The organism is Chitinophaga flava (assembly GCF_003308995.1).
Lineage (GTDB): Bacteria > Bacteroidota > Bacteroidia > Chitinophagales > Chitinophagaceae > Chitinophaga > Chitinophaga flava.
In genome coordinates this window covers 3,725,206-3,737,408 of record NZ_QFFJ01000002.1, presented here as the reverse complement: position 1 = coordinate 3,737,408, position 12,203 = coordinate 3,725,206, and the positions used below count along the sequence as shown (strand labels likewise).

At 49.7% G+C, this 12,203-nt stretch carries 2 protein-coding genes; both read left to right on the top strand.

Translation table 11 applies throughout. The annotated features are described in order from the left end of the window. Positions 1-12 precede the first annotated feature (12 nt). Positions 13-4,788, top strand: a complete 4,776-nt coding sequence (locus DF182_RS30080) for a non-ribosomal peptide synthetase (protein ID WP_113619454.1) — start codon at positions 13-15, stop codon at positions 4,786-4,788. A 10-nt stretch (positions 4,789-4,798) separates the two neighbouring features. Continuing rightward, positions 4,799-12,190, top strand: a complete 7,392-nt coding sequence (locus tag DF182_RS30075) for a non-ribosomal peptide synthetase (RefSeq protein ID WP_113619453.1) — start codon at positions 4,799-4,801, stop codon at positions 12,188-12,190. Positions 12,191-12,203 lie beyond the last annotated feature (13 nt).

Sequence of the window (12,203 nt, the reverse complement as noted above, 5' to 3'; positions counted from 1 at the left end):
AAATAATTGTATATGAAAACTTCTGAAATGACAGACATAGCAGCATTGCTGGAAAAAGCAGCAACACTGAGGGTGGAGATATTACTGGATGATGATCAGCTGGTGATTGAAATGGATGAAGAAGATGAGGTGGACGATGACTTCTGGGACACCCTGAAAAGTAATAAGGATGGGCTGTTGCAATACCTGAAGGATAACGGGCCGCAGGGTGGCACTGTAAAAGACTATGGCCTGCGGCGCGTGCCCGATGGAGAGCGTATCCCGCTCTCCTTCAGCCAGGAGCGGTTGTGGCTGGTAGACAAGCTGGAAGGCAGTATCCCTTATCACATTCCATCTGTGGTACACATGAAAGGTCACCTTGACCGTGACAGCATGGAAGCTGCCCTTCGTGATATTGTTAATCGCCATGAGGCGTTGAGGACCGTGATAGTCTGGTCGGCAGATGATGATGCAGCTTCGCAGCATACACTGGATGCTACAGGCTGGAAGCTGGCGGATATCCATGCAGCGAAAACGGATGCCTTTGTACAAAAGCCTTTCGATCTCTCTGCAGATTATATGCTGCGGGCGGCGCTTGTCACAATAGCGCCGGAAGAGCATACGCTGGTCATCGTCACCCACCATATCTCCTCTGATGGATGGTCTGAATCCATCATTATTTCAGAGCTGGCAGAACTCTATGCTGCCCGTATCGAAAAACGTGCTTCCCGTCTGCAGGAGCTGCCTTTCCGTTATGCCGACTTTGCAGTATGGCAACGCAGCCACATCGCCGGAAAGGTACTGGCCGATCAGCTGGAATACTGGAAAAAACAACTTTCCGGTGTTACTGCCCTGGACTTGCCGCTGGATCATGCGAGGCCGGCCATACAGAGTACCCGTGGAGCTATGGCCGTGTTCAAACTGAACGCTATGCTCACGGCTGCCCTGAAACAAATCAGCCAACGCGAAGGGGTAACCCTGTTTATGACGCTGCTGGCGGCATTCAAAGTATTATTATATCGTTACAGCAGACAGGAAGATATTAGTGTAGGCATTCCCGTAGCTGGCAGAAAACTGCGCGAAACAGAACCGGTGGTTGGCTACTTTATCAATACACTGGCCATCCGCAGCAACGTGGAAAGCAATATTTCCTTCAGGGACTTACTTCAACAACTGAAAGAAACCCTGCTGCAGGCTTATCAGCACCAGGATACACCGTTCGAAAAAGTAGTGGATGCCGTGGTGACAGAAAGGGAGCTGGACAGAACACCATTGTTTCAGGTGATGTTCTCCCTGCAGAATACACCAGAGGAAGAAGAAGTGAAACTGGGTGATATGGTATTGTCTGTTGGAGAAGCTATACATACCAGCGCCAAATTTGACATGTCTTTTGTGCTGGATGAAACACCCGCCGGGCTTACGTTGGATATAGAATATTGTACGGACCTCTTTCACGAAGAAACGATCACCCGTATGGCCGCTCATTATGAGCGGTTATTGCAATCGGTTATTGAAGCACCGGCGCAGTTGATCGGGGCGGTGAACATCCTCACAGCAGCAGAAGAACAGCTGTTGCTGGAAACATTTCCGGCATCGCCTTTACAACTGGCAGCACAGCCTCCTGCTACCCTGGTATCCCTTTTCAGGGAACAAGCCTTGCTGCGTGCAGATGAACGGGTACTGGTGGGTGGAGCGGTGGAACTTACTTACCGTGAACTGGATGAACGTTCCAATCAGGTGGCGCATTACCTGCAGTCCCGTGGTGTGAAGGCAGAAAGCCTGGTAGCAGTGTGTATGGACCGCAGCCCGTTACTGGTAATCTGTATGTTGGGTATCCTCAAGGCTGGCGCAGCTTATGTTCCGCTGGATGCTGGTTATCCCCGTGAACGTATTACCTATATGCTGGCGGACAGCAGCAGTGAACTGGTATTAACCACCTCAAAGTATGCTTCATTATGGAGTGAAGCTAAAGGGGACATCATACTGGCTGATGAAAATATATTTGACAACAGTTCTGTTGAAGAGTTGAAGGATCATATATCCGAAAAACAGCTGGCTTATGTTATCTATACATCTGGTTCTACAGGACAGCCCAAAGGCGTAATGATAGAACATGGCAATGTAGTGAACCTGGTACGCTGGCATGCGGCTTATTATGAAGTGAGCGCTGAAAGCCGTGCAACGGCGATGGCCAGTATTGGTTTCGATGCCTTTGGATGGGAGCTGTGGCCTTATCTCTGTGCCGGCGCCTGTATCTGGCTGCTGGATGATGATACAAGGCTGTCGCCGGAAACAGTAGTGTCGCTCTATGTTTCAGCTGGTATCACACACAGCTTTATGGCTACCGGGCTGGTACCAGAGATCATGCAGGCCCTGCATGGCCGTCAGGTGCCGCTGCAATACCTGCTGACCGGAGGTGACCGCTTGCCGGCAATAACGCTGACAGATGTAAATTATCGCCTGGTCAACAACTACGGTCCAACAGAGAACGCTGTTGTATCCAGCTGTTATACACTCCCCACGGAGGGTAGCGCTCATCCCTTAATTGGTAAGGCGCTGAGCAATACACGCATTTATATCCTGGACCCATCATTAAGGCCGGTGCCTGTTGGCGTGGCTGGTGAGTTGTGTGTAAGCGGCAGCCAGCTTGCAAGAGGGTATCTCGGCCAGCCTGAACTAACGGCAAAGAAATTTGTACCACATCCATTCCTCGCCGGCGAGCGGCTGTACCGCACCGGCGACCTGGCGCGCTGGATGCCTGATGGTAACATCGAGTTTCTGGGCCGGAAAGATGATCAGGTAAAGATCCGTGGTCACCGCATAGAGCTGGGAGAGATAGAGAATGTATTGCTGCAGAGCGGACTGGCCGATCAGGCTGTGGTGACAGCCACTCCCGATTCCCGTGGCAATAAACAGTTGGTCGCCTATATCGTGCCCGTAGGCACTTTTGATGAAACAACCCTCGATGAATATCTGAAAGACCATTTACCGGCCTATATGGTACCGGCATGGTATGTAGAGATGACGGTGATGCCGCTGACAGCTAATGGTAAGATAGATCGCCGTGCCCTGCCTGAACCCAGGATAGAAGCGCAAACCTCATCTCAGGAATATGTGGCCCCCCGTAATGCCACAGAAATAGCACTTGTGGCCATCTGGCAGGAACTGTTAGGGAAAAACAACATTGGTATTCACGATAATTTTTTCCGGCTGGGAGGTGACTCTATTATCAGTATTCAGCTGGTAAGCCGTGCACGCCGCGCCGGATGCGAATTACAGCCTAAGGATGTATTTCTGCACCAGACGATTGCACAGCTGGCTGCACTGGCTACACATCGTGGCGGAACATTTTTGGTGGCCGGAGAGCAGGGCATGCTAAAAGGTCCTGCAGGGCTTCTTCCTATACAACAATGGTTTTTTGAAGAAGGACCCACTGAAGTGGCTGACCTCAGTCATTTTAACCAAAGCATGTTGCTGCGTATCGACAAACAACTCAGCCCAACAGCGGTGTCGGACGCAGTGGAACAGCTGTTACTGCATCATGATGCGCTGCGTTTCGTCTATTCAAAAAATGAAACAGGATGGCAACAGGTATATGGTGAAACACCCTGTGTGCCTGAAACAATAGATCTGACAGCTGTTTCGGAGACAGAGCTGACAGCCCGCATCAGTGAAGCCTGTGCACAGGGACAGGAATCTTTGGATATCACCAGTGGAAAACTGCTCAGCATATTACATATCATCACACCAGAAACCACCTCACACAACCGCCTCTTCATAGCTGTTCACCATCTTGCTATCGACGGCGTATCCTGGCGCATTCTGCTGGAAGACCTGGAGCAGCTTCTGAAAGGCATGAAGGATAACCTGACAGATAAAACCAATTCATATCGTCAGTGGTATACAGCATTGGAACAATACGGTCAGAGTTCTGCACTGCTGGCTCAGCAGCCTTACTGGGAGCGGGTGATGAAGATGGCCCGCCCATTGCCTGCAGACCGTCATGAAGGAACAGCTGCGCTTACAAAGGAAACCACTTCCTTCAGCCTGTACCTCGATGAAACAGTCACCCGTCGCTTACTGCAGGATGTGCCACAGGCTTATAATACAGAGATCAACGATATTCTATTGTCGGCGCTGGCGCTCACACTCCATGACTGGACGGGCTATCAGCAGATAGCCATCGGCCTTGAAGGGCATGGACGGGAAAATGTAGTTCCCGGAACAGATACCAGCCGTACTACAGGTTGGTTCACTTCTATGTACCCGCTGTTGTTGGATATGACCGGAACAACCGGTCAGGCTGCACTGATCATCAGCATAAAGGAACAGCTCCGGCAGGTGCCCGACAAAGGAATGGGCTTTGGTGTACTGCGTTATATCCGCCGGGAGCCTGGGTTACAAGGAGTACTGCCATGGAATATTCTGTTTAACTACCTGGGGCAGTTTGACAACATGAGCAGTGAAGAAGGGCTGCTGTCAACAGCAGAAGAATATACAGGAAAAGAAGTAGGCGGAAATTTCCCTATAAGAGACCTCATCTCCATCAATAGTATGATACAGGACGGTGTGCTGTCATGCCATTGGAACTATAGCAGCCGTCATTATGAAGATGCCACTGTACAGTCGTTAGCAGCCGTTTATATCAGCCACCTGCAGGAACTGATCAACCACTGCGTGAAGCAGGGAAAACAGGGACAGGTGTTTACGCCCGCAGATTATGGGCTTTCCGGTGAAGTGACCTTTGAAAAAATGGACCGGTTCCTGAATAGCGAAGAAGACCAGTCCGAAGATATACTAAGCTTTTAAAATTGTAAAAATGACCATTAAAGCGTTTGTTGACAGGCTTCAACAGTCACATTTCTCACTGACTGTTGAAGGAGAAAAACTGATCCTGAAAGGAGATAAAAGCCGGCTCACTGATGAACAGATAGCGGCTATCAGGAAAGACACAGAAGTAATAGAATTTATCAAGGCTAACAAACAGGAGCTGATCAGTTTCCTGAAGACCGCTTCCCAGCCTGTAGCAAAGAAAAGGGCCGGCAATATTGATTCGATGTACCGTTTAAGTCCCTTACAGGAAGGCATGTTGTTCCACGGGTTGTACGACGGGCAGACCTCTGCATATCTGGAACAGGTTTCCAGTCATGTATTTAATGCCGACCCTGAACTGCTGAAACAAACCTGGCAGCTGTTGATGCAGAAGCATACCATTCTGCGAACAGCGTTTGAACATAAATTACTGGAGATACCCGTGCAATGTGTGTACAATGATGTGACGCTACCTTTTACGATACAGGATCTCCGTCATCCGGATGCAGCTGTACAACAGGCCGCGATAGACACGTTCCTGGCGGAAGACAAGGCGAAGGGTATTGATTTTAAAACACCGCCGCTGATGCGTATCGCGCTGCTACAGACCGGCGAACGCAATTATTTAATGGTCTGGACCTTTCATCATATCCTGTTGGATGGGTGGTCTATCTCCGTGCTGATGGAAGAATTCATGCAGTACTACAAACAGCTGGCCGCAGGTAAAACAGTGGAGGATACTACCACCGATGCCTTCGAAGACTACATCCGCTTTATCTCATCACAGGATGCCAACGCTGCGGAACAGCACTGGCGGCAATATATGAGCGGCATTACAGAAGGAACACTGTTGCCATTCATCCAGGCAAGTGCCGATCGTACAAAAGGAATCGGGCATTATCATGAACGATTACTTTCATTCGATGAAGAGAACAGCCGGCAGGCCGAAGTATTTGCAAGAACACACGGGCTTACGGTTAATACACTGATACAAGGCGTATGGGCGTTCCTGTTACATAGCTATACCAGCCAGGATGCCATTACCTATGGCGTTATCGTTTCTGGCAGGCCGGAGCAACTGCCGGCGGTAGAAAAGCGTGCAGGCATGTACATCAATACCTTGCCGCTGTTTACCACTCTTACTGCTGAAACAACTATTGTAGAATGGCTGCAGCAACTGCAACAGGGACAGATACAATGCCGCGAACACGGCTATCTGTCACTGAATACCATCCAGCAATGGACGGGTATCAGCGGGGATATGTTTGACAGCATCTTCGTATTCGAAAACTATCCGCAGGCAGAAGAGGAAACCATCGCACCGGGAGCATTCCGGGTAGATAATGTGGAGATCAAGGAACACTCCAATTATCCGCTGAGTGTGATTGTGGGCGCAGGCGCACAGATACAGGTACTTTTTAAATACAATGCAGCCATCCTCGATGATGCTTATGTTTCGCAGCTGGAAAGTCATTTCAGGCAGGTGTTGTTGCAGATGATGTCATCCCGTTACAGCAAAATAGGGGAGCTTTCTCCGCTGACGGAGCAAGAGCATATGCACCTGGTGTATGAAGTAAATCAAACATCCAAGCCCTATCCGGAGCATGAAAATATAAGCACACTGTTTAACAGCCAGGTGCAGCAGCGCCCGGATGCAATTGCCGCCATCTGTGGCGCCCGGCAGCTTACCTATAAATCTATGGATGAGCAGTCAGGAAAGCTGGCGCATTATCTGCATAAAAAAGGTGTCACGAATGAAACACTGGTGCCCGTTTGTATGGACCGTAGCCTTGAGATGATGGTGGTGATCCTGGCCATTCTGAAAGCAGGAGGTGCTTATGTGCCCATCGATCCCGCATATCCATGGGAGCGTATCCGTTTTATGCTGGAAGATGCCGGTAATCGTATTATCATCACGGACGCGGCTTTCAGGGATAATATGAAAGAGGAACTGGCTATCATTCAGGAAGTCATCTGTAAAGAAGATCTGTCGGCGCTGACTACCAATGAAACACCATTGCCGGAAGTATCTATACATCCTGATCAGCTGGCATATATCATGTACACTTCCGGATCTACCGGAAAACCCAAAGGGGTGCTGGTGACACATCGTAATATAGTCACCCTGGTATATGATGCCGGTTTTATTGAATTTAAGCCTGAAGATGCAATACTGTCGGCAGGATCGCTTGCCTTTGATGCCACTACTTTTGAATACTGGGGGGCATTGCTCAATGGCGGCAGGCTGGTACTCAGTGAGGATAATAACCTGGTGGATATTCCTGTGCTTAGAAAAACACTGACAAACGGCGGGGTGACCAAGCTGTTTATGACGGCCGCCTGGTTCAATCATTTGGTGGATGTTGATATCACTGTGTTTGAAGGATTGAAGCACATATTGGTGGGAGGAGAAAAGATGTCTTCACAACACGCAAAAAAATTCCATCATCATTACCCGCATATTGCTATCAGCAATGCCTACGGGCCAACTGAGAACACAACTTTCTCACTCAGTTATCTTATCAATGGAAATCCGCTGCAGGATAATGTTCCGATAGGTGTACCCCTTAATAACCGTACTGCCTATGTGCTAAATAGCCGGTTGCAGCCGGTTCCGGCCGGTGTTCTTGGGGAACTGTATGTGGGTGGTGCTGGTGTTGCCAGAGGTTATTTCAACCAGCCGGAACTGACGGCGGAAAAATTTGTTGCCCATCCTTTCAGTGACAACCCTCAGGAAAAATTATACCGTACCGGTGATATTGCGCGCCGGCTTCCGGATGGAAATATAGAATATCTCAACCGGGCAGATGATCAGGTGAAGATTCGCGGATACCGTATAGAGCTGGGAGAAGTAGAAGCTGCCCTGCAAAAATGCCCACTGGTAAAACAATGCGTGGTGCTGGCCATTGCTGATGATTACGGACAGAAAAATCTGGTGGCCTGGGTTGTACCGGAGACGGAATTTGACAGGGAAGCTATACTGGACTCTCTGCGGGCACAGGTACCTGCTTATATGGTGCCAGGCACACTGGTAGAGATAGACCAGCTGCCACGGACAATCAATGGTAAGGTAGATAAGAAAAAGTTGGTGGTTACGAGTACCAATGATCAAACGGATACTTCGTATGCCCCTCCCCGTAATCAAACGGAGGAAAAGCTGGTGCTCATCTGGCAACGGCTGCTGAAGCAGGAGCCCATTGGTATTTACAATAATTTCTTTGATCTGGGTGGTCACTCCTTGCTGGCTATCAGACTGGTGGCTGCTATCCGTGATGAGATAGGGGTAGAGTTGTCAGTCAAAACTATATTTGACTTTCCTACCATCGTAACGCTGGCGGACCATCTCCGCGAGAAAGGCCACCATGCAAAACTCCCGCCGGTTACAGCTTCTCAGCGCCCGCAACAGATACCCTTGTCGTATAGCCAGGAACGTTTGTGGTTTATCGATCAGCTGGAAGGAAGTCTGCATTATCATATGCCTTCCGTACTCCGCTTGAAAGGACAATTACACCGGGAGGCGTTGGAACAATCACTGCGGGCTATCATAGAACGCCATGAAGTGCTGAGGACTTCCATCATCGCTGAAGAGGGTGTTCCTTATCAGGTAGTCAGAGGGCATGAACAGTGGACATTGCAGGATATTGCCCCCCACAACCTCGACGAAAATATTAACACCTTTATCAATCAGCCATTCGACCTGTCAGCAGATTATATGCTGCGTGCAGGCGTAGCTGTTATAGGGAAGGAAGAAACTGTGCTGGTGCTGGTGATGCACCATATTGCATCAGATGGCTGGTCTGCCGGGATATTGGTACAGGAGCTAAGTGCCCTGTATGAACAGGCTGTGGCAGCAATTCCATTCTCTTTACCGGCCCTGCCATTACAATATGCAGATTTTGCAATCTGGCAGCGGGCCAATGTGACAGGGGATTTCCTGCAATCACAACAAACATACTGGACAGAAAAACTCTCCGGTACAGAGCCACTGCAGTTGCAGACAGACTACGAACGTCCACTGCTGCAAAGTAATGCCGGTGCTATCTTTCCACTTCGTATAGATCCGTTGCTGACGGCCAAGTTGCAACAACTTAGCACTACCGAGGGGGTAACGCTGTATATGACACTGCTTGCTGCTTATAAAGTGCTGTTGTTCCGCTACAGCGGGCAGGAAGATATCTGCGTAGGCACAGTAGCCGCAGGCAGACAACAACAGGAAACGGAAAACCTCATAGGCTTCTTTGTAAATACGTTTGCGCTGAGAAGCGAAGTGAAAGGGAATCTTTCCTTTACATCACTGTTGAAACAGGTGAAAGCCACACTGCTGGAGAGTTATGAGCATCAGTACCTTCCATTCGAAAAAGTGGTGGAGCTGGTGGTGAAAGACCGTGACATGAGCAGAAATCCCTTATTCCAGGCCATGTTTGTATCTGAAGACGTAGCAGAAGGTGAGTTCCGGCTGGGCGATCTGCTGGTGTCACCAGGGCAACTGGAATATACCACTTCCAAGTTCGACCTCAATTTCATGTGGTCTACTACAGAAGAAGGTATTGATCTGAACATCGTTTATTGTAAAGATCTTTTTGCACCGGCCACCATTGAGCGTATGGCCAAACATTTCGAACAGTTGTTATGGTCTGCCGTTACATTGCCTTCCCAGGAAGTAGGGGCGCTTTATATGCTGGCGCCGGAAGAAGAGCAGACACTGCTGCATCAGTTTTGCAGACAGTCAGCCCACCTTAGCGGCGGCGGAACCAGAAAAACAATTGTAGCGCAGTTCATCGACCAGGTAGCCAAACATCCTGATGCACCCGCAGTAGTATATGAAGACCAGCAGCTGACCTATAGAGAACTGAATGAACGTGCAGGCATACTGGCGCAGTTCCTCAAAAAGCAAGGAATAGGACACGACAGGCTGGTGCCAATATGTATGGAACGAAGCCTGGAGATGATGGTCGCGATACTCGGCATCCTGAAAGCCGGCGGCGCTTATGTGCCGGTGGATCCGGCTTTCCCTGAAGACAGAATTGCTTATATACTGGAAGATACCGGCAGCAGGATAGTGCTGGCAGACCGTCATCTGCAGCCTAAACTGCAGCTAAATAATATTACTACGTGTATAGATCTCCGTGAGGACTGGCCGGAAATTAGTGCTGTCGCTGAAACAGCCGTGATAGCCGATTATAGCCAGGCGGATCATCTGGCTTATGTGATCTATACATCTGGCTCTACCGGCAGGCCCAAAGGAGTTATGATAGAACATGCTCAGCTGTCCGATTATCTGTATGGCCTTCATCAGCGGAGCAACTCAGAAGCATGCCGTTCGTTTGCACTGGTGCCCACTATCGCCACAGACCTGGGTAATACTGTGCTTTTCGGGGCCCTGGCTGCCGGTGCGGTGTTACATATCATTTCTGCAGAAAGGATTACAGATGCAGAGTTGTTGCAGGAGTATTTCCAGGCTAACAGCATCGACTGTCTGAAAATAGTGCCTTCCCACTGGAAAGCATTGAGCACCGAAGGCCGGCTGCTGCTACCGGAGAAGCTGCTCATCTTCGGCGGTGAAGCCCTTCAGCAGGATGTCATTACCATGATACAGGATAATATTGCCAGGGGCTTTAGCCCTGAGATCTCGGTATATAACCATTACGGACCTACGGAGACAACGATTGGTAAGTGTATGTACAAAACAGGTGTGCATAGTACCGGTACAGGCATACCTATAGGTACACCCATGGCTGGAGCAGTAGCTTATATCATCGACAGGGCCGGAAACCTGGTACCACAGGGTGTAGGCGGCGAATTATGGATTGGAGGTGCCGGAGTAGCAAGAGGCTATTGGAATCAGTGGGAGCTGACTGCGGAGAAATTTATACAGGACCCATTCAGCGCTGACCCCGACGCCAGGGTGTATAAAACCGGCGATATGGCCCGCTGGCTACCCAACGGCAACATCCTCTTCATGGGTCGCACCGACGATCAGGTGAAGATCCGTGGCTATAGAACAGAGCCGGGTGAAATTGAACGGGTATTACAGGAAAGTGGTATGGTGATACAGGGAATCGTGATGCCTCGTCAAGATAGTACCGGCAACAAATACCTGGCCGCCTACCTCGTCATAAGAGAAAACTTTACACGCGAACAGGTACTGGCGATGCTGAAAAACCGGCTGCCTGAATATATGATTCCCGCTGCCATACTGGAATTGAAAGAGATTCCGCTGACGGCCAACGGAAAAGTAAACCGCAAAGCCCTGCCGGAACCCGAATCCAGCCTGCTTGCCGGAACACCCTATGTAGCACCGGTGACAACCACTGAACAGCTACTGGCCACTATCTGGGAAGAGTTGCTGGGTGTAAAACAACCGGGCATTCACCATAACTTTTTTGAAACAGGAGGGCATTCCCTTGCAGCGGTACGTTTGCTTTCACATATCAGAAAAGCCGGTTATGATATACGGTTGAATGATCTCATGTTACATAAAACCATTGCTGCGCAGGCCAGCCTGCTGGATCAACGCACAAATGGAGGAAACGCTGCTGCAACAACACTTCCAGGTGGAGAGCATGTAGTAGTGCTGGGTGGTAAAACCGCTAATAGGCCACTGTTCATTATACCCGGCGGCGATGGTGTGGTGGACTGGTACGATGGTGTAGCAGCCCGTCTGGAAGATACCGGGCCGGTGTATGGTATCAGTATGCCTGGTCTCCTGGAAGGAGAACGACCACTGGACAGTGTGGAAGAACTGGCGGCATGGAATATCAGCCGTATCAGGGATTTACAGCCGGAAGGTCCTTACAGACTGATGGCACATTCTTTTGGAGCCTATGTGTTGTATGAGATGATCAAACAGCTGGAAGCTGTGGAGGAGCAGGTAGAGCAAGCCATCATACTGGATGCACCGGCCGCCCGTCACGTATCCTTTGAAGATGTGGAGATGCTGGTAGAGGATGCGCTGCAGTATCTCGAAGAACATCGCCTGCTGGCAAAACCTTATCCGCAATGGGTGCAGGACCTCAAAGCCAGACTGGCATCATTGCCGGTAACAGAAAGGCGTGCTTTTATGCTCCATGCCATCCACCAACAGTATGTAGCACACAGCGGCCTGCCGGAGCTGACACAACGGACCATCCGCCTGTTGACCAGCAATGCTTCCATCGGTTATACTATCGAAGGTAAAGTGAACGCTCCGTTGCTGATAGTACGTGCTGCAGATCAGCAATGGTCGCAGCTGGGCTTCGACGAATGGCTGGGCTGGAAACCCTTTGCTGAGGAAGTAAGAGCTGCAGAAGTTCCAGGGGACCACGTTTCGATGATCAAAAATGATAATGCAGTAAAACTGGCCGGCACACTGAATAAATATCTGAATGATATCAGTCTGACCACTAATCCTATTATATAAATTCTTAACCTCT